This window comes from Sulfitobacter sp., assembly GCF_039977885.1.
GTDB lineage: Bacteria > Pseudomonadota > Alphaproteobacteria > Rhodobacterales > Rhodobacteraceae > Sulfitobacter.
On record NZ_JBDWCI010000020.1, the window covers coordinates 601,303 to 620,386 of the forward strand.

16 protein-coding genes are annotated in these 19,084 nt (G+C 58.4%); 5 read left to right on the forward strand and 11 right to left on the reverse strand.

Annotated features, from left to right (window positions below; all coding sequences use genetic code 11):
- Both ABJM03_RS16610 and cobF read left to right on the forward strand, forming a co-directional pair.
- Complete coding sequence (locus ABJM03_RS16610; protein ID WP_348418954.1) at positions 1–300, forward strand: DUF1636 family protein; 300 nt, start codon at positions 1–3, stop codon at positions 298–300.
- Positions 297–1,043: a precorrin-6A synthase (deacetylating) gene (cobF, locus tag ABJM03_RS16615; protein WP_348418955.1), complete on the forward strand. Its 747-nt coding sequence runs from the start codon at positions 297–299 to the stop codon at positions 1,041–1,043. The genes ABJM03_RS16610 and cobF overlap by 4 nt, the downstream gene beginning before the upstream one ends.
- A gap of 3 nt (positions 1,044–1,046) precedes the next feature.
- On the opposite strand, the gene arfB is transcribed toward cobF, so the two are convergent.
- The 6 genes from arfB to ABJM03_RS16645 form a co-directional block, all read right to left on the reverse strand.
- Positions 1,047–1,466 (reverse strand): alternative ribosome rescue aminoacyl-tRNA hydrolase ArfB, encoded by a 420-nt coding sequence (arfB, locus tag ABJM03_RS16620; protein WP_348418956.1) that lies wholly within the window; start codon positions 1,464–1,466, stop codon positions 1,047–1,049.
- A 331-nt stretch (positions 1,467–1,797) separates the two neighbouring features.
- Positions 1,798–2,415, reverse strand: coding sequence for a queuosine precursor transporter (locus ABJM03_RS16625; protein ID WP_348418957.1), 618 nt, complete (start codon positions 2,413–2,415; stop codon positions 1,798–1,800).
- 94 nt (positions 2,416–2,509) lie between these two features.
- On the reverse strand, positions 2,510–3,373 hold the full coding sequence (locus ABJM03_RS16630; protein WP_348418958.1) for an esterase-like activity of phytase family protein: 864 nt from the start codon (positions 3,371–3,373) through the stop codon (positions 2,510–2,512).
- On the reverse strand, positions 3,370–4,320 hold the full coding sequence (gene mepA, locus ABJM03_RS16635; protein ID WP_348418959.1) for a penicillin-insensitive murein endopeptidase: 951 nt from the start codon (positions 4,318–4,320) through the stop codon (positions 3,370–3,372). The genes ABJM03_RS16630 and mepA overlap by 4 nt, the downstream gene beginning before the upstream one ends.
- Positions 4,317–5,690: an MFS transporter gene (locus tag ABJM03_RS16640; protein WP_348418960.1), complete on the reverse strand. Its 1,374-nt coding sequence runs from the start codon at positions 5,688–5,690 to the stop codon at positions 4,317–4,319. The genes mepA and ABJM03_RS16640 overlap by 4 nt, the downstream gene beginning before the upstream one ends.
- Positions 5,691–5,752: 62 nt before the next feature.
- The gene (locus ABJM03_RS16645) at positions 5,753–6,295 is read right to left on the reverse strand and encodes an acyl-CoA thioesterase (protein ID WP_348418961.1); all 543 of its coding nucleotides are present in this window, start codon (positions 6,293–6,295) and stop codon (positions 5,753–5,755) included.
- 131 nt (positions 6,296–6,426) lie between these two features.
- Here ABJM03_RS16645 and ABJM03_RS16650 point away from each other — a divergent pair, with 131 nt between their 5' ends.
- The 3 genes from ABJM03_RS16650 (at position 6,427) to ABJM03_RS16660 (ending at position 9,738) form a co-directional block, all read left to right on the forward strand.
- Entirely contained in the window at positions 6,427–6,714 is a 288-nt protein-coding gene (locus ABJM03_RS16650) for a YggT family protein (RefSeq protein WP_348418962.1), read from the forward strand.
- A gap of 108 nt (positions 6,715–6,822) precedes the next feature.
- Positions 6,823–8,871, forward strand: a complete 2,049-nt coding sequence (recQ, locus tag ABJM03_RS16655; RefSeq protein WP_348418963.1) for a DNA helicase RecQ — start codon at positions 6,823–6,825, stop codon at positions 8,869–8,871.
- 78 nt (positions 8,872–8,949) lie between these two features.
- On the forward strand, positions 8,950–9,738 hold the full coding sequence (locus ABJM03_RS16660) for a peroxide stress protein YaaA (protein ID WP_348418964.1): 789 nt from the start codon (positions 8,950–8,952) through the stop codon (positions 9,736–9,738).
- Between the two features lie 116 nt (positions 9,739–9,854).
- On the opposite strand, the gene ABJM03_RS16665 is transcribed toward ABJM03_RS16660, so the two are convergent.
- The 5 genes from ABJM03_RS16665 to ABJM03_RS16685 all read right to left on the reverse strand — a co-directional run bounded on the left by ABJM03_RS16665 (position 9,855) and on the right by ABJM03_RS16685 (position 19,041).
- On the reverse strand, positions 9,855–12,098 hold the full coding sequence (locus tag ABJM03_RS16665) for a response regulator (protein ID WP_348418965.1): 2,244 nt from the start codon (positions 12,096–12,098) through the stop codon (positions 9,855–9,857).
- Positions 12,099–12,330: 232 nt separating this feature from the next.
- A complete protein-coding gene (locus tag ABJM03_RS16670; protein ID WP_348418966.1) occupies positions 12,331–14,373 on the reverse strand; it encodes a glutamine amidotransferase in 2,043 nt (680 codons plus the stop codon).
- Positions 14,370–17,141, reverse strand: a complete 2,772-nt coding sequence (locus ABJM03_RS16675) for a DUF4159 domain-containing protein (protein WP_348418967.1) — start codon at positions 17,139–17,141, stop codon at positions 14,370–14,372. The genes ABJM03_RS16670 and ABJM03_RS16675 overlap by 4 nt, the downstream gene beginning before the upstream one ends.
- Entirely contained in the window at positions 17,138–18,019 is an 882-nt protein-coding gene (locus tag ABJM03_RS16680) for a DUF58 domain-containing protein (protein WP_348418968.1), read from the reverse strand. The genes ABJM03_RS16675 and ABJM03_RS16680 overlap by 4 nt, the downstream gene beginning before the upstream one ends.
- Positions 18,016–19,041 carry a MoxR family ATPase gene (locus tag ABJM03_RS16685; RefSeq protein WP_348418969.1) on the reverse strand — a complete coding sequence of 342 codons (1,026 nt, stop codon included), beginning with the start codon at positions 19,039–19,041 and terminating at the stop codon, positions 18,016–18,018. The genes ABJM03_RS16680 and ABJM03_RS16685 overlap by 4 nt, the downstream gene beginning before the upstream one ends.
- Positions 19,042–19,084 lie beyond the last annotated feature (43 nt).

Below are 19,084 nucleotides of genomic sequence, written 5' to 3' on the forward strand. Positions count from 1 at the left end.
ATGTACGTCTGCACCACCTGCACAGAGCGCAGCACCGTGTTTCTGGATGCGGCGCGCAAGGCCTTGCCTGATCTGTCGGTCCAACCGGTCGCCTGCATGTCGGGCTGCGCGCGCGCGCAAACCGTAGCGTTCAGAGCAAGCGGCAAGACGGCCTATCTGTTCGGGGACATTACAGAGGCTGATTTTGCCCTGTTAGAGACATTTTCACACCTATACGCAGCTTCGGATGATGGCACATTTGACGATGCGCGCGTGCTGGGCGATTTGCGACACAAGGCCATCGCGCGGATACCGGCATGAGCATTCAATTGACCTTGATCGGGATAGGTACCGGCAACCCTGAACATCTGACGCTCCAAGCCATTCGCAAGATGAATGAGCAGGATTTGATCATGGTTCCACGCAAGGGGGCCGGAAAGGACGATCTGGCCGACCTGCGCCGCGAGATTTGCGCCGAGGTGGTGACCAATGCGCAGACCCGTATCGTCGAATTTGACCTGCCTGTTCGCGACCCGAAAATCCAAGACTACCGCCAGCGTGTAGACGATTGGCACGATGCTATCGCGGCGGTCTGGCGTGATACGATTGCGGCCTGCCCGAATGCCACGCGCGTGGCTCTGCTGGTCTGGGGCGATCCGTCGCTGTATGACAGCACCCTGCGCATTGCAGCGCGGCTAAGCCCTGCGCCGCAGGTGACAGTGATCCCCGGCATCACGTCCTTACAGGCACTAACAGCGGCCCATGCGACTGTCCTCAATGAGATTGGCGCACCGTTTATTGTGACCACGGGCCGCCGTTTACGAGACGAGGGCTGGCCCGTGGGTGTGGATACGGTTGCTGTCATGCTGGATGCGGGTAGCGCGTTCGAGGCGATTGATCCCGCAGGTCTGCACATCTGGTGGGGGGCTTATGTCGGAATGAAAGAGCAAATCATCATCGAAGGCCCCCTAGCCGAGGTCGCAGGGCAGATTACCGAAACCCGTGCGCGCGCGCGTGCCGATCATGGCTGGATCATGGATATCTATTTGTTGCGCAAAGCCTGACGCTCAATCCGGATCAACCTTACCGCGCATCGCTTTTACCTCGCCGCGCACTTTCTTGGCCTTCAGCCGCCGTTTTTTCGAGCCTAACGTGGGTCGTGTCGCGATACGGCGTTTGGGCGGGGTCAATGCCTGCTGGATCAGTTCCTTGAGCCGCTCACGGATCAATTCGCGATTGCGGGCCTGGCTGCGTGTCTCGTCACATTGCAAGACCAAAGCGCCTTCATTCGTCCAACGGCGACCGGCCAACCGTCTGAGGCGGTTCTTGACCGGCAGAGGCAAGGATGGGGAGCTGGCGGCCTCGAACCGCAGCTCAACCGCTGAAGAGACCTTGTTCACGTTTTGCCCGCCAGGGCCCGAGGCGCGCATGAAGCTTTCCGTGAGCTCCCAATCCTGCAAGATGATCGTGTCGGTGATATATAACATGGGGCAAAGCATAGCGCGCGGCGCGTGAAGGTGAAGGGGCGTTATGCGGTAGCAGTGAGTGCGAAAAGGGCCGCCCCATAACAGAGCGGCCCAATCGAATTGTATAGGAGGCGGGATCGGTTAGACCGAGGCCCACATCGGATTTCAGTAAACCAGGGGCTGCCCTAGCAAACGACCTCCAATGCTGTTCCGACACCTCTCTCCAGCACATTTCTTGACACTAGATCACCTCCTTTACATTTGTTGAACTCACCTTGAGCGTCGCATAGCAATGCGAAATCTCAAAGCAAATTCTCAAAATAAATCGGGCCTATCTCCAAGTGCTGTCTGTTTAAGCAGGCCGCAACCGTGTCGTGATCAGGCGGAAAGGAAACAATGCGATCAAAGCAAGCGATAGTTTCACACCCCAATCCGCAACCGCCAGCGACACCCAAAGCGGGGCCACGGGACCAAGGCCAAGCAAAGGCACTGCTTCGGAGGCCCATGATACATCAGTGGAAGGGTGGACAAACGAAAGCGCGCTGGCAAATGCGATGCTGAAGAAAAGGATCGTATCCACCGAGCTGCCTACAAGGGTCGAGACCAGCGGTGCTTTCCACCAGCGGCCATCTTTGAGGGCGGCAAAGATGCTCACATCCAAAAGCTGTGCCACCAGAAAACCGGTGCCCGAGGCAATGGCGACGCGGACGGATACCAGCGGGCCGTATTCGCCCATGATTTGCGTGCCGATCAGTGAGCAGATAATGCCGACAACAAACCCGATCAGCACCACACGGCGTGCAGCAGCAGCACCATAAAAGCGGTTCATCAGGTCGGTGACCAGAAAGGCGAATGGATAGGTGAACGCCCCCCATGTCAGCCAATCTCCGTGCAGGAATTGTACAAGAATATTCGAGGCCACAACGATGGCGGCCATGGCAAGGATGCCTGGTAGGTGGATGCGTGTCATAATCAAAAACCGTTTTTAGCAAGGGTGCGGCGACTTGGCCTGCGGGAATCGCAGACGGATGCTGCTTTAGGTTGCTTTGTTGCGCAGCGCAACCTTATTCCAAGACAAGGTAGTCGACGATCTGTGTGCTTTGGATCGGTAAAAAATTGTCGTCCGAGATCATCGTGATATGCATTTGGCCCTTCGGATCATCCCACGCAGTGATCCCTTCGAGATTGTCATAACGGGCCGGAATCGTATTGAGCAGAGTATATTCCCGCGATGCGTCACCGTCGAAAACAAACAACCGCACACGAGAGCGAAAGCCCAATGGGGTGACCGTACGCTCCAGAAGCCACAACCGCCCGCTGGAATCGAAATCGGCACCTACAGGCAGGAATGGCCCGCGTTGGGGAATGTGCGCGCTGACGTGCCATTGACCATCTTTATAAGCATACAAAGGGAATGGCGCCCCATCAGGTGGCGCGGTTTCGGGCAGGGTGAACAAGGTTCCGTCGGCACTGATGGCCAAGGCTTCAAGACCGCCATTGTTGTTCATGGTTTTCCGAAAGGGCAGTTTGATCAATGCCGAGGTACGGCCGGTCTCGGGGTCGGTGTCCATGATCCGGTGCCGGTGCTCGAACGAGACATGCACACGTCCTGTGTCCTGAATCGCAAGCCCTTCGGAATCCACAGCCAGCTTTTTTAGCGGGCCGCCCTTCGCATCTGAAATCCGGACAGAGTGATCAATGGTCACGCTGCTGAGGCGGCCCTGATCGCGGGTCAGGGTCGCCTGAACAAGTTGCCCCCGATCGCTGAGTGCTGTCATTTTTGTGCCGGATGCGGTGATCTCGATCCCTGACCAGCCACCGAACCAAGGGGCATCAACCTCCCACCGCAGCGCCCCGTTTGCCTTCAACGAAGGCTCTGCCCATGCGCTACCGCACAGGCAGATTACAACAAAGGCGATCCGTATCACTTTGAATCAAGGACAGGTTTGCATTGTGCAGGAAGATCGGCAAGGACCAGTTCACGGCGCGCAGGGCGCGGGGTGGCTGGTTTTGCAGGCTTCGGTGCGGCCTTTGGCGGGTTCAGGATATTTGCCTGCCATTGACGCGCATCAGCGCAGCCGTCACCGGCGGGCGGTGGGGCCTGATTGCGGCAACCCGCAGCGCCTTTGGGGCAAGCCAGCCGCACATGGAAATGATAGTGATGCCCCCACCACGGCCGGATTTTGTTCAGGTAGCTACGATCGCCTTTTTCATCAGCACACATCTGGACCTTTGCCCCGGGGAAAACGAAAATACGTTCAACACGTGGGTCTTTGGCAGCGGCTTTGATGATTTCGTGATGTGAACGTGTCCATGCGTCGTTGACATAGGCCCCGCCAGAGCGACGCGTCGAGATAGACGAGATATTTTCACGCTGTTTGCGGCTTAGGTTCAGCGATGTGGGTGGCAGCATCCAGATATCGGCATCGAGGCCGATCTGGTGGCTGCGGTGACCCGTGAGCATCGGGCCGCCGCGCGGCTGGCTCATGTCACCGATATACAGGCCGTTCCACCCGGGTTGACGGGCGGCAAACTGGCTTAGCTTGGTGACCATATCAATTAATTCGGGGTGGCCCCAGTTGCGGTTGCGCGACAGACGCATCGCTTGCCATGTGGGGCCGGTTTCGGGCAATTGCTCTGCTCCGGCGATACAGCCTTTTGCATAGCTGCCAAAGGCCGCCGGACGCTGGGCAGAGGCGGTGGATTTCGTGCCAAACAGCTTTTTCGCCTGCACATTGGCCAGCGGGCCTGCCAGCTCGCCAATGGTGGGCAATTCGGGTTGTTTTTCCTTTGCGCCGCTGATGTCCCGTGCGCCGCCACAGCTGGCAACCAGAATGCCCAATGCGGCGATGGTAAGTAGCTTTTTCGCCTTCATGATTTGAAATCCCCTCGTGGTTTCACCCAGAGTAGCAGAATTAATCCAATAATAAATAGCGCAACAACGGGGCTGACCCCTAATCGCTGGCTTCCTGTGATCTGGCTGGCCAGAGCAATGAGCGCAGGCGCAAGGAACGAGGTCGCCTTGCCGGAGAGAGCATATAGGCCAAAGGCTTCGGTCATGCGGTCGGGGTTGGCTTGTCTTGTCATCATGTTGCGCGAAGATGCCTGCAATGCGCCGCCTGCAGCGCCGATCACCGCGCCAGCGATGAAAAAGGTCACATTGGGCATGTTAGAGCCATCTTTGATCGGGATGAACAGAACGGACCCAGGCGTGATCGTGATGATCAGTAGAGATACGAAAGTCAGCGCGAGAACGCAAAACACTATGACAGGCAAGGGGCCGAGCCTGCGGTCTACACGTCCTGATATCCACGAAAATGCGGCGCCTGTAATAATGGCAACGATGCCGAAAATGCCCACTTGGGTCACCGTCCAGCCCAACACGCCTGCCGCGTAGATGCCGCCAAATGTATACAGGCCGTTGAGCGCATCGCGGTAAAACATCGAAGAGCCGAGATAGGCCAAAAGCGATGGGTGCGATGGCAGCCTGCGCAGCGTTTGGAGCAGAGCGGAGAGGCTGTCTTTGATGACAAGTGGCGGTGCGCCCGTGATTGCAGTGTCGCGGGTGAATGCGAAGAACGGGATCATAAAGACGGCAAACCAGATTGCGGTCAGGGGCCCTACGATCCGCGTGTCCGCTTTGGTTGAATGATCCAGCCCCAATAGCGGTTTGAGACCGGCCAATGTGGTGCCATTTGCAGTCGCCTGAAACAGCAATAACATGATCACCAACGCCACCAACCCGCCGACATAACCGAACGCCCAACCGGATCCGGATATGCGCCCTAACTCATCGGGGTCTTCATGAAGGTCAGGCAGGTAGGAGTTGGTGAAGATCGTTGCAAACTCCATTCCGATCAGGCCGATGCCAAAGAACATAAGCGTCCACAGCGCCGAAAAGCTATCGGGGGCTGTCCACCAAAGCGCAGCCGACCCAACAAAATACATCGCCGAGAATAACCATATCCAAGGCAGCTTGCGGCCTGAATTATCGGCGATTGCCCCTAACAAGGGAGCTAGAAATGCGATCATTATGCCGGTCACGGCAAGGCCCCAGCCCCACGTCGATTGGGCCTGCGCACGCGCTGCCCCTTCGGTCAAGCCGTCGGCCATCAGATTGCTGGCCAGAGTGTTGGTGAAATAAGGACCAAATATAAAAGTCAAAAGCAGGGTGTTGTAGGGTTGGCTGGCCCAGTCAAAGAAATACCACCCCCAGATACGCTTGCGCTGAGAAATTGTGACCATTTAACCCGTCCCCCGTTTGATCCGACATAGAGCAGGCCGGAACGTCCCATGCAAGAACAGGATCAGTCTTGCATCGGGGGCCAGGGGCGCGCGGCATCGGCACTGGTCCATTGGTTGATCCATTCGGGCATCGGTGGAGAGGCTAAATCGGCTTGCCCCATTGCGGCCAAAACGCGCGAGGGTGCCACGATCCCGTTCTTATCGGTCACGGCGGCGCGCAGTAAAACATGGCTTGCGCATTCGCCATCCTTTTTCCACATGGATTGTTCGAGATAGATGAATTTGTCATCCCAGCATACAGTGCGGTTGCGCATCTCGAACCGCTGCATAACGCGGATGCGGCGGCGAAACCGTGTGTGAGTGCCAGCCATTGTCATGGCCCACCCTTCGCCGCGCAGCACCGAAACCAGCCCTGCACGTACGGCCATTGCGCTGCGGCCAAGGTCATACAGCGTCAGCGCGCGCCCGTTATTGAGCTCAAGAAAGATATCCAGATCATGAGGCCAGCAGATGTGATGGCTCACATGGGTTTGGGTCAGCTCGGTAAACCGGGGTTGGCGGCTGGCCAGAAAGACATCTTTGAACAAGCGGACAAATGGGAACATATCAGCACTCCTTTCCTCGCACTCATGATGTAAAGGTAATCTACGTCAAGCACGAACCTAGGGGCACCCTTGTCCTTTCTGTCTTGCGCGATTAACTGCTATGCAGCCCCGTTGAAAAAGGACCGACTGCCGTGACATCTTTGTTTATGATCCTGATGCTTTTGCTGAATATCTTGTGGTTCTTTATCATCGCACATGTGGTGATGTCGTGGTTGATCAATTTTCAGGTTCTCAACACCCGCCAGCCGCTGGTCGCGCAGGTCTGGTACGGTATCAACCGTCTGCTAGAGCCGATCTACGGCCCTATCCGCCGTGTGCTGCCCAATATGGGCGGTCTTGATCTGGCCCCTCTTGTGGTGTTGATCGGTGTGGCGATGGCGCGGATCATTCTGACCAATAACGCGGCGCTGTTTTACTAACGGCAACGTGGCCGAAAACGCCACCTATTTGCGACCGCGCGCTCTTGCCCCTCATGGTGCGATATGTGAGTCTGGCCAAGCTGCTTTTCTCATATCAGGTGCTCTATGATGTCCGGCGCTGCTCCGCTGTTGAAAGATGTATTCGGCTTTGACGGTTTCCGCCCCGGTCAGGAAGAGATCGTCGAGGCAGTGACCGCCGGTGAGAACGTGCTGGCCATTATGCCGACTGGCGGCGGTAAATCCCTTTGTTTCCAATTGCCTGCTATGATGCGCCAAGGGGTCACAGTTGTGATTTCGCCGCTGATTGCCCTGATGCGCGATCAGGTCCGCGCCCTGCAAGAGGCGGGCGTGGGGGCCGGTGCGCTGACCTCTGGCAATACGCCCGAGGAAACTGACGCCGTTTGGGAGGGGCTTGAGGCGGGTACGCTCAAGTTGTTGTATATGGCGCCGGAACGCTTGGCGGCGGGTTCGGTCATGGGGATGCTCAAACGCGTGGGCGTCACGATGATCGCGGTGGATGAGGCGCACTGTGTGAGCCAATGGGGCCATGATTTCCGCCCCGATTATTTGCGCATCGGAGAGCTTAAGCGCGCGCTGGGTGTGCCACTGGCCGCCTTTACCGCCACAGCAGATGCCGAAACGCAGGCCGAGATTGTTCAAAAGCTGTTTGATGGCACGCCGCCTACTGCCTTTTTGCGCGGGTTTGACCGTCCGAACATCCACTTGATGTTTGCGGCCAAAAATTCGCCGCGCAACCAGATCCTGAACTTTGCTGCCGCACGGCGTGGGCAGTCGGGCATTGTTTATTGCGGTACACGGGCCAAAACCGAAGGCATCGCGCGGGCGCTGAACGAGGCGGGGCAGACCGCCATCCATTACCACGGCGGCATGGAAGCCGAAGATCGCCGCATTGCCGAACGGCGCTTTCAACAAGAAGACGGGCTGATCGTTGCTGCAACCGTGGCCTTTGGCATGGGGATCGACAAGCCGGATATCCGCTGGGTGGCCCATGCTGACCTGCCCAAAAGCATTGAGAGCTATTATCAGGAAATTGGCCGCGCGGGTCGTGACGGCGCTCCGGCCGAGACATTGACCCTTTTTGGTCCCGAAGATATCCGCCTGCGCCGCACCCAAATTGACGAGGGCATGGCCCCGCCGGAGCGGCGCAGTGCAGACCACGCGCGGCTGAACGCGCTGCTGGGGCTGGCTGAGGCGCTGGAATGCCGCCGCAAGACGCTGCTTGGCTATTTTGACGAAAGCGAGGTCACCTGCGGGCGTTGTGATCTATGTGATAACCCTGTTGAGACCTTCGATGGCACCACTGCTGTGCGCAAGGCGCTATCGGCCATGCTGCGCACCGAAGAATGGTTCGGCGCAGGACATCTGATTGATATTCTGCTGGGCAATGAAACCGATAAGGTCAAGCAACGCGGGCACCAGTCGTTGCCGACCTATGGTGTGGGTACAGAATACTCCAAACCCGAATGGCAGGCGATCTTTCGGCAGATGATGGGGCGTGATCTGGTGCGGCCGGATCCGACGCGTCACGGCGCATTGCGGATGACCGATGCGGCTTTGCCTATTTTGCGCGATGAGGCGAAAATCACCCTGCGCCGCGACAGCATCAAGGCGGCAGGCAGCGGTACACGCCGCCCCGCAGTCAAAGCGATGGTTTCTGACGAAGACGCGCCGTTGTTGAGCGCGCTCAAGGCAAAGCGGCGCGGGCTGGCCGAAGCGGCCAAAGTTCCTGCCTATATCATCTTTACCGATCGCACCTTGATTGAGATGGCCGAAACCCGCCCTGCAAACCTGGACCAGATGGCAGGGATCAGCGGCATTGGTGCGAAAAAACTCGACAGTTACGGTGCTGCATTTCTCGAGGTGATCAACGGCGAAGCTGAACTGATGCACCCGCAACGGCGCAAGCTGGCGGGGCGCGACGCGGGTAGCATTTATGACCAACTCCTCGAGGCGCAAGCCGAATTGTCGCGCGGGGCGCTGGGCACGGATAAGCCGCTGAGCTGTTCTGCTTCGCTGTTGGCCAAAGTGGCGCAGATGCGAAATGCGGATGCAGGCGGGATCGAGCGGCTTTTGGGAGAACGGCGCGCCGAGCGGTTCGGTGCTGCGTTTTTGAATGTTTTGCGAACGGCTGAATAATACCTGTTGCCAGCGGTCTCTTTCGATTTAGATAGGATCAAAAGACCACAGTATAGACAGTTTAGACGGAGGCACGACGTGCTCATTTTGGTATCGCCAGCAAAGAACGTGAATGAAACAAGAGCGGCTGGCCATGCCACAACAGCGCCCCGTTTTGTAGATGAAGCCCAGCAGATCGTGACAGTCGCACGCGATTGGTCGCAAGACCAGATCAGCGATATCATGAAAGTTTCAGCAAATATTGCCAAACTGAATGTCGAGCGGTTTGCACATTGGACGCCCGAAGGCGACTGTGCGGCGGCGCTTTTGTTTGATGGCGATGTGTACCGCGAGCTTGATTATGGCACGCTTGATGAAGCGGGCAAAAGCGCGGGATCGCAACGGTTGCGGATTTTGTCGGGGCTTTATGGATTGTTGCGGCCAACGGATGCTGTGCGCGCATACCGTATGGAAATGGGTCGCAAAATTCCGGGGCATGAGGCCGGAACACTGTATAAATTCTGGGGCACTAAAATCGCCAAGGCGATCGCCAGTGACGCATCTGAGATAGACACTGATATCGTGCTGAACCTTGCTTCGGTCGAATATAGCAAAGCCGTTGATCAGGCTGCTTTGGGCGGGCTTCAGTTCATCAGCCCGCGTTTTGAGGAAGAAAAGGAAGGTAAGCGCCGGGTGATCGGCACGGCGGCCAAACGCGCGCGGGGGGCAATGGCCCGTTGGGTGCTGGAAAGCGGGGCCACCACCCGCAAGCAGATCGAAGATTTCGACACAGGCGGTTATGCCTATGACCCTGAAGCTTCTGATGCGGCAAATCCGGTGTTTGTGCGCACACAGGTGATGGCGCCGGCGCGCAAACCGGCCGCCTGACCTGTTCGGGTTTTATCTCAGAGCATCGCATGGAGGGTGTTGCGCGGCAAAGCCGATCCCGTCTGGTCAGTCTTGATCATAAAAGGGTCCGGTCCGAGCGATAGCCGATCTTTACCTCAGTGTGATCGCCTGAAAACCGCAGGGGGTGTTTGCATATCGTCCTCGCTTTCCCTGATAGGCATGGTGCCTTTGGGTTGGGCAAGCAAAACATGTTCTTCGATTGCGGCGCGGCGTAGCGGTTTTGTGAGGTAGTGGTCCAAGCCTGCCTTAAGGATCGATTTATCATCATCGGGTAACGCATGTGCCGTCATGGCGACGATTGGCACATGCCTGCCTGTATGTGCTTCGATCTTGCGGATTTCTTGTGTGGCTTGCTTGCCATCCATACGTGGCATCGAAATATCCATAAGCACCAGATCAGGCACAAAGCTTTGGTAAAGCGCGACGGCTTCTTCGCCGTTGCCTGCGAACTTCAAATCAATATTGAGCGATTTCAACATTTTGCTGAGCACCAGTTGGTTCGTCCGGTTATCTTCTGCTGCAAGGACCCGCATCTGGCGCGCCTGTGCTGCGTTCTGACCGAGAAGGTTTGCCTGTACCGCAGTCGATGGCTCAACAGGTGATTTTTCGGTAGTTAAAGCGGCGATGCGGCCCAGTTCGGTGAAAAGAGCACGACGAGAGAACGGGCGCTGTTGCATGCCCGCAAATTTTTCCGAGAGGGGGGACTGTTTTACCTCCGCCAAATTCGAGCTTAGCAATAGAACGGGGATATCCATGCCCCGTGCATCCAGTGTCGCAAGTAGTTTGATAGCATCCAGTTTGGGGAGGTTATGATCGGTTATGATCATATCAATACTGTCATCGAGGTGATCCAATGCTTCCTGGCTGCTGGATGCGCCGATGGTTTGTAGTCTGAGCTGGGCAAGCTGCCCTTCCAGTATCTCGCGGTTGGCTTGCATGTGATCTATGACCATCACTCGGCGAATGCGTGCGGCTAGTGAAGGATAGGTCATATCAATCGGGCCATTGGCAGCCATCTCGACGCGGAAGCCAAAGCACGATCCGACCCCTTCTTCGGACGTCACCCAAACGTCGCCGCCCATCAGGTTAACCAGCCGTTTGGTGATCGACAAACCAAGGCCGGTGCCATCAAACTGGCGGTTGCGCTCGTTCTCGACCTGATTGAATTCCCCGAAGATATGCGCGGTCATATCGGATGGGATGCCGATTCCAGTGTCCTCGACCGCGACGTGTACTGCCACGGTGCCTGTGCTGGCATCTGCTACACCGGTAACGCGGACTTTGACATGCCCTTCGGTGGTGAACTTGATCGCGTTGCCGATAAGGTTGGTGAGCACTTGGCGGATGCGCCCGGCATCACCCATCAGGTCGGTCGGCAAGAACAAGTCGTAGTCGAGCACCAGTTCAAGGCATTTGTCACGGGCCATGGGCTGCAACAGCATGATGACTTCATGACACGCCCGCTCTAGGTCAAAGGGGGTGTTATTCAGTTCAAGACGGTCTGCCTCGATTTTGGAGTAGTCCAGAACGTCGTTGATGATAACCAACAAGGCTTCGCCAGAGTTCTTGATGGTTTGCACGAACAATCGCTGTTCTTCGTCGAGAACGGTATCATCAAGCAATTCTGCCATGCCCACGACGCCGTTCATTGGCGTACGAATTTCATGACTCATATTCGCAAGGAAGGCTGATTTGGCGCGGTTGGCCGCTTCGGCCTCTTCGCGCGCGGCGTTCAGCTCCCGCTCATAAACCACCGTAGCGGTGATATCGAGACCAAGAGACACAACATCGCCTGTTGGTCCGCGTTGATCAATCATCTTGATATAGCTGCCATTCCAAAGCTGGATCACGACAGGTTCGGGATGGCGGGATTGGAACCGTGAAAGCATGTGCTGTCGCCACAAGGTCGGTTCAACCCCGCCCAGATCCACGATGCCTTCGTCGGTCAGCGCTTGCAGGATCGTGACGTAATTCACACCAGGTTCCATGATCTCTAACCCGTCAAAAACCGATAGATACGACTGGTTGGCCATGATCAGGTGGTTGTCACCGTCGAAAAAGGCAAAGCCGTCTTTGATGGTTTCAATTGAATGCCACAGCCGCCGCTCAACCACAGCAATTTTTTCATGCGCTGCGTGTAGGTCGGATTTTACTTTGCGGTTTTCTGCCCCCATGCTTTCAACCAGCGCACGGGTATCGACAATTTCATCACTTAACTGCCGCGCATGGCGGCCCAGCTTGCGATTGGCCGCAAATAGTTCGGCTTTTTTAAGCTCCAACATCCGTTCAGCCGCCAAACGGCCGCGCCGTTCTTCGGTGAGTTTTTGTTGTAAGCTCATGCAGGCCTCTAATATCGCGATCCGTGAAGCATCATTTGCGCCAAAGAGAGTAAATATGCGCTTAAAGACTGCCTGTCGTAGCGAATTAACCGCAAAGCCTATTCCTAAATTTCGGGCATTTTTCTATGGTTTTATCAGAGAGTTGCGAGAGCCTTACAAAGCTGGTCCAAAAATATGGCATTGGGGCAGCTCAGTCGTGGAGCAATACGCGGAATAAAGCGGTCAGATTGTGTCAGCGGCGGCCTTCGCGCAACCATGCTGCCGTGATGAAAAACGCGCTCAGCAAGAGGACAAGCCAGCCTGGCAAAATCGCGGTTTGGCGCACATCGCGGGTTTCATAGGCGTCGCGCGGGGTGAGACCGATCCAGCCGCGGCCAGCTGCGGGGCGTCCAATGCGCACATCGCGGATACGAGGCAGGCCGTCTTCCAGCCGGTTCACCCCACCGCGCAGGGCCGTCACCGCAGGCTCTAACACGGATGCATCGGCAATCGTCTCGACAAATTCGCGTGGGGCAGCAGGGCCAAGACCGATAACCGTGACCTGATCGCCATTCTCAAGCCGGTACAGCCCGATTTCAGGTCCCGTAAAGAGCGTATCGAACCGGCCGGGTGCGGAAGGGCTTAGGGGGAGCTCCGTCACTGTGCCATCTGGGCCGGTTATGATCAGCGGAGGCACTTCGCCGGCCAGCGTGCGCCGCTCGATCCTCATGTTCTGGCCCTCGGCGGTGGCGGTCAGCGCCTCTTCTTCCAGCTCCGGTTCGCCCATCATCCAATGGGCCAGACGGCGCAACAGCTCTAGCTGGGGACCACCGCCCTCATAGCCGCGGCTCCACAACCACGCCTGATCAGAGGCTAGCAAGGCCACGCGCCCCTCTTCCACGCGATCCAGAATCAACAGCGGACGGTCATCCACACCGGTCATGACCATATCACCCGAGGTTTGCGCGACATCAATTTGGCGCAACCAGCGGCCCCATTCGCCATTTTGCGGTAGGCCGGTGGTCACCGGATGGCGACTTCCAAGATCAGAGACAACGGGCGCATAAGGCTCTTCAATGACCCGCGCAGTGGGAGTCGCGGGTAAAACCGCACCAAGCGGGGTGCGGAACAGGCTGTCTGCGCTGGCAAAATCCGGACCGGCAGACACCAGAACGGCACCACCGCTGCGGACATAATTGGCGATATTTTCAAGATAGAGAGAAGGCAGAATGCCGCGCCGTTTATAGCGGTCAAAGATGATCAGATCAAAATCGTCGATCTTTTCCATGAATAGTTCACGGGTAGGAAAGGCGATCAAGGACAGCTCGGACACGGGCACACCATCTTGTTTTTCCGGTGGGCGCAGAATGGTGAAATGGACCAGATCAACGGAACTGTCGGATTTGAGAAGATTACGCCATGTGCGCCCACCGGCATGGGGTTCACCGCTGACCAGTAACACGCGCAGCCGGTCGCGTACTCCGTTCATCTGGATGACTGCGGCGTTGTTCCGGTCAGTGAGTTCTCCTTCGGCCTCGGGCACCGCAAAACGGATCACATTGCGCCCACCCGTAGGCAAGGTGATGGGCAGCTCAAGGTCTTGGCCAATTGGCACGGTAAAGCGCTGAGGCTCATTGCCGCCGATCGAGATATCAAGGTCGGCGAATTCTTCGGCCTGCGGCGCGGCGCCCAGATCATCGACCCGTAGGGTCAGCACAACAGGTTCCCCGATGATCGCAAAAGCAGGCGCGCCCACCACGCTCAGCCGTCGGTCCCAATCGGTTTGCTCGCCGCTTAGCACGACGTGGAAAGGTGCGGGCAGGTCCACGGGCAGATTGGCGTCATGCACGCGGCCGTCGGTCAGAGCAATAATGCCTGCAACGCGGGCCCGCGGTTCCTCTGCCAAGGCGTCTGAGAGGGCTGACATCAACTCGGTGCCCGCGTCGCCCTGGCCGTCGGCGACAGTGATGCGGCGTACTTCGGTGTTGGGGCGCGCCGCGATATTGGCGGCCAATGTGTCTGCGGCGTCAGTGGTTTTTGTTTCGCGTGTGCCAAGGCGCTGGCTGGCGCTTTGGTCTTCTAGCAGGACCACAATATCGCTAAGGGGCGCGCGGTCTTCTTGCTGGAATGAGGGGCCTGCAAGAGCGGCAAGCACGATCAGCCCTGCCAGCCCGCGCAAGGGCCAGCCGCGCAGCCCACGTATGAGGGCCAGCAGGATGCCAAGCACGGCGATAACAGCGACCATGACCAGCAAAGGCCAGGGTACAAGCGGGTCAAATACAATGCTTGAGGTCATTGGCCCAACCGATCCAACAGAGCAGGCACATGCACCTGATCCGATTTATAATTGCCAGTCAGTACATGCATGACCAGATTGACGCCAAAGCGGTAAGCGATTTCGCGCTGTTGTTCACCGCTAAACCCACGCCCTACCGGTAGCAATGGCGCGCCGTTTTGGGTCACGGCCCATGCCGCCGCCCAGTCATTGCCGCCGATCAAAACAGGTGTGACGCCGTCATTCAGGTTACGAAACGGGATACCCTCGACCTGTTCGGCATTGGGGTCTGCTGCTTCGACCCAGATGTCGCGGCTGTTGTAGCGCCCCGGGAAATCCTGAAGCAGATAGAAGGTGCGCGTAACGACATGGTCAGATGGAAGCGGCTCTAACGCGGGGATATCCAGCGGGGCCGCCAGCTCTTGTAGCTTGCGACCATTGGGGCTGGAGGCGCCAAAGCTTGCGGTGTCTGAATCGCGTGTATCAAATACGATCATCCCACCCGAGCGCAGATAGGTGTTGAGTTTTGCATAAGCCTCGGCCGAGGGGGTCGGCTGGCGCGGTGTGACGGGCCAGTAAAGGATCGGGAAAAAGGCCAGCTCATCCGTTTCGAGATTGACGCTCATGGGGGTCGAGGGCTCGACCGAGGTGCGGAAGAACAGGGTATCACTCAGCCCGACCAGACCGGCGAGGGCAATCTCGTCCACCTCTGTATCGCCGGTGATGACATGCGCCAAGGCAAGCTCGGAAGCGGCGGCGAGGGCGAATTCATCTGTCGCGGTCTGCGCGTCAGCGGCCGGGGCCACCAACACCAGCAGTGCCCCCAAAAGGGCAGCGGTTGTTGCATTGTTGCGGCCAAGCAACCGGCCCGACAGCGCAAGCGAGGCGACAACATCCGCCAGCAACAACAAAATCGACAGACTCAGCAACCAGCCGGCAACGGGTTGCTCCGGCGCGACGGAAAGTCCGCGCACGGGAACATCGGCTGGCCATGTGGCAGGCGTAAGTGTGGCGTCGGTGGTCAACACATTGCGGGCCAAGGCGCGGTCCCCCGATGTGTAAAGACCGGGCGGCAATGCGGGCCCTGTCGCTTCGGTAACAAGTACGGGCCCATCTACGCCCGGCAGGGTGCCCGCATCCGATAAGGCCCCGAAGCCGTCCAATACCCGCTGCGGGGTCCATGTGGTGCCTTCTAAAGCTTCGGTTGTTGCGCTGGCCGCAGAGGAGGACACAGCCAACCGTTCGAGCATTTCAACAAACAGACCCGAAAGCGGGAGGGTAGACCATTCCGCTGTTGCTGTGACGTGGAACAAGACGATTTGCCCCTGTCCTACTTTCTTGCGTGTCACCAGCGGCGTGCCATCGCTGAGCGAGGCGATGACGCGTTCGGCTAATGTAGGGTCGGGCTGTGCCATGACTTGCGCACTTACCGTGACGTCGGGTGGGATGTTGAGGCCAAAGAAGGGGGAGCCGTTCGAGAAAGCGGACAACGCTTTCGGTTCACCCCAGCTCATCGCGCCGCCCACGGTGCGGCCACCGGCGCGCAGGCGCACAGGCATCAGCGGATCTTCGTCTATGCGCGAGATGTCCGAAGCGGCAATGCGTGGTCCGGCAAAACGCACCAGCAGACCGCCGTTTTCGATCCATTCGGTTAGGGGCGCGGCCTCGGCTTCGGTCAATGTGGCCACATCGGCCAGCACAATGACATCAGGATTGGCAGGGAGGACATCATTCAGAGCGCCATCAATCAGGTCCGCCGTGGGCGCGAGGGCTTGTTCGATGTAATGGAGCGGCGACAGCAGTTCGAGCCCTTCGCGGTTCTCGCGGGCTGAAATCAGCGCCACCTCGCGCCGCCGTAACCCATCATCACTTAGCGTGGTTGCACCGGCCGACCGCTGACCTGCGATGTCAAAGCGTGTGATACGGGCGCGTAATTCGGCAGGCAGCACAAGCGCTGTCTCGACCTCGGTCGCGCCGGCCTCGAATGTAGCAGTGGCAGATGCCAGAATGCGGCCATTGCCGGCAGGGTCGCGCCCTTGCGCTTGCACGACAACCTCGCGGGCGGCACCGGGAAGGGCGCGCCGAATGCGCAATTGCACAGCGCCGTCTTCGTAGGTTGCAGGGAGGATCGCCAGAACATTCGCGGCGGTTTGATAGACCTCGACCGTGCCGCGTGTTTGCAGAACGTCTAAAAGATCATCGCGCCCTTCATAGTCAAGGCTATCGCTGAACCAGAGGGTGTCAAAGTCGTCTAGACCGGCAAGCGCTTGTTCGGTTTGCTCCAGCATGGCGGGGTCGGGCTGCCATGGCGCGGGTGCTAACCCTGCCAAGCGGCTGCGCCAGACATCTGCGGATTGGAACACGGGAGGCTCGGGCTGCGTGAGGGACATAAAGCCAACAGTGCGGCCAAGGCGGCTGGCGCGGGTCAGCTGCGCCTCGATCGCTTCTTGTTGCTGGGGCCAGCGGGTGGCACCGGCCCATGAGCCGTCTAGCACAAACAGCAGCGGCCCGTTGCCGTCTGCCTGCTCGGCCTCGGGATTGAGCACGGGACCGGCAAGGCCGATAATGATTGCCGCAACCGCCAGCATACGCAGCAAAAGCAACCACCACGGGGTGCGATCCGATACGCTTTCAGCGTCTTTGAGACCCAACAGCAAGGCCACACCGGGAAAACGCCGTTTGATCGGGGCGGGTGGCACAGCGCGGAGCAGCAGCCACAGGATCGGCAATGCAGCGAGTGCCAGCAAAAGCCACGGCGTGGTAAATCCGATGCCACCCAATACTGTCATGCTGCGACCGCCTTTGCATCCAATGCCGCGTAGAGCCACAAAAGCCCCGCCTGCGCTGATTTGTCCGTGTGATGCACGCCGTATTGCCAGCCGGTCAGGGCGCAAAGCGACTGCAGCTCATCCTTACGCTCGGCCAGTCGCGCCAGATAGCGGTCGCGCAGGTCGTTGGCCTTGAGAGTCTCATGGCTGAGCGTGCCGCCCATGCTTTGAAATATCGTGCGACCGGAGAAGGGAAATGCTTCCTCGGAAGGATCAAGCACATGGCACAGCACACCGCGCACACCGCGATCGGCGGCTTTTGTCAGCGCTGTGCGCACGCCGTCAATGTCGCCCATGAAATCCGAGATGAACACAGCGCGGGCATGGGGGATCATGGCGCGGTGTTCGGGCGGGGCATAATCAGCCTCATCGTCTTGGCAAAAAAGTTCGGCCAGCGACAGGATCTGGGCACGCCCTGCGCGCGGGGGCAAGGAGGTGCCGGTCAGGCCCACGCGTTCCCCTCCGCGATTGAGCAAGACAGCCAAGGCCAGCGCAAGAATACGGGCGCGGTCAATCTTTTGTGGTAAGGCATCCGAAGAGGCAAAGCGCATCGACGCCCCCTGATCGAGCCAAAGCATCACCGATTGCGCAATCTGCCATTCGCGCTCTCGCACAAATTCGGTGTCACCCATGGCAGAGCGCCGGTGGTCCACAGCGCGGCGGCTGTCGCCGATCTGTGCGGGGCGGTATTGCCAGAAATCATCCCCAGACCCTGCACGCCGCCGACCATGCGCGCCCAATAGGACGGCACCGGCCAGATGCTCTGCCCGTGCAAGCAGCGCGGGGAAGGCGGCGGCCTCTTGCTCGGCGCTTGTGCGCAGGGTGTGGGGTGTGTTCACGCGACGGCGGCCTTAGGCGTGGCCAAAGAAGCGGCGGTTTCGCTGATCAGGTCGGACAGGCTATCGCCCCGCGCGCGCGCCGCAAAATTGAGCGCCATGCGGTGGATGAGCACGGGATGGGCCATGTCGATCACATCCTCTGCGGATGGGGCCAGCCGCCCTTGCAACAAGGCGCGGGCGCGCACGGCCAGCATCAAAGCTTGGGCTGCGCGGGGACCGGGGCCCCATGCCACGGTCTCTTTTACACGGGCGCTTGCGTCGGCTTCGTCGGGGCGGAAGGCGCGGACCAGATCAAGGATCATCTCGACGACACTGTCGCCCACGGGCATCCGGCGCAGCAGGCGCTGGGCCTCAAGCAGCTCACCGGCGGTGAAGACGGCAATCGAATCCGCTTCGGCCTCGCCTGTGGTGGCGATCAGGATATCGCGTTCGGTTGCGCGGTCAGGATAGCCGATGTCGATCTGCACCAGAAAACGGTCAAGCTGCGCTTCGGGCAGCGGATAGGTGCCTTCCTGCTCGATCGGGTTTTGCGTGGCCAGCACGTGGAACGGGGTACCAAGGCTGCGGTTTTCGCCTGCAACGGCCACGGATTTTTCCTGCATCGCCTGCAATAGCGCGGATTGGGTGCGCGGAGAGGCGCGGTTGATCTCATCCGCCATCAAAAGCTGGCAAAAAATTGGACCCTCAATGAAACGAAAGCTGCGCGTGCCTTTCGCGTCGGTCTCAAGCACTTCGGAACCAAGGATATCCGCAGGCATCAGGTCAGGTGTGAATTGCACACGTTTGCCGTCCATGCCCATCACGGTGCTTAGGGTTTCGACCAGGCGGGTTTTGCCCAAACCGGGCAGACCAACCAGCAAACCGTGGCCACCAGACAGCAGCGCCGTCAGGGTCAGTTCGACCACACGGTCCTGACCAATAAACCGCGCGTTGATGGATTTGCGCGCCTCACCCAGCTTTTCGCCAAGGGCTTCAATCTGTTCGACCAGGTTTTCGCTGGTCTGTATCTCAGCTTGGGTCATGAATTCTCCGCTGTGCAGGTTATATCGCTATGATGTAAGTGTA